The following is a 683-nucleotide window of genomic DNA, read 5'->3' as shown; positions in this document are numbered from 1 at the left end:
AGCGGCGGCACGTGGTCGGCGAGCACCACGTCGGCGCCCGCGCCGCGCGACGGGCCCGCCTCCTTGCTGCGGTCCATGGCGGCGCGCACCGCGCGCAGGCGCTCCAGCGGGTCGGCGCCGTCGACGGGCAGGCGGATCACGTAGCCGGAGAGGCTGTTGGCCGGGGGCCGGTCGGTGCGCGGGCGGCGGCGGGAGACGGGGATGAGCGCGCGCGGGGCAGCACCCCCGCCGCCACCGCCGACGTCACCCCCTCCGCCACCGCCCTCACCTCCGCCTCCGCCTCCACCCCCGCCAGCACCGGCGCCACCCGCGCCCCCCGCGCCACCGCCCCCGCCATCGCCACCCTCGCCCCGCGCGTCCAGCCAGCGGCGCAGCGCCCCGGCGACCAGGGCGATCAGGACGTCGTTGACGGTGCCGCCCACCGTCTTGCGCACGCGGTGCACCTCGTCGAGGTCGAGCAGGACGCCCGCGGTGCGGCGGGTGCCGGCGGGCCGGGAGGTGAGGGCCGCCCGCGCCCCCTGGCCCCGGCCCACCGCCCGCGCCCCCTGGGCCCGGCCCGCCGTCCACGCCCACCGGGCGTCCCAGGCGCCGCGCGCCACCGCGGCGCCGATGCCGAGCGCCCTGCCGGCGTCCGTGGCGACGGCCCGCCCGGCCGAGGCGGCGCGGACGGGCACGGAGACCAT

Annotated in this window: 1 protein-coding gene; it reads right to left on the bottom strand. The window is 82.4% G+C overall.

The features are described 5' to 3' along the window. Positions 1–683: wax ester/triacylglycerol synthase domain-containing protein (locus tag IE330_RS38520; protein WP_190140820.1), on the bottom strand; the 683-nt coding region annotated here is incomplete at both ends.

The sequence above is a fragment of the Streptomyces longispororuber genome (genome assembly GCF_014656095.1).
GTDB classification, from domain to species: Bacteria; Actinomycetota; Actinomycetes; order Streptomycetales; family Streptomycetaceae; genus Streptomyces; species Streptomyces longispororuber.
This window is presented reverse-complemented; position numbering and strand designations above follow the sequence as displayed.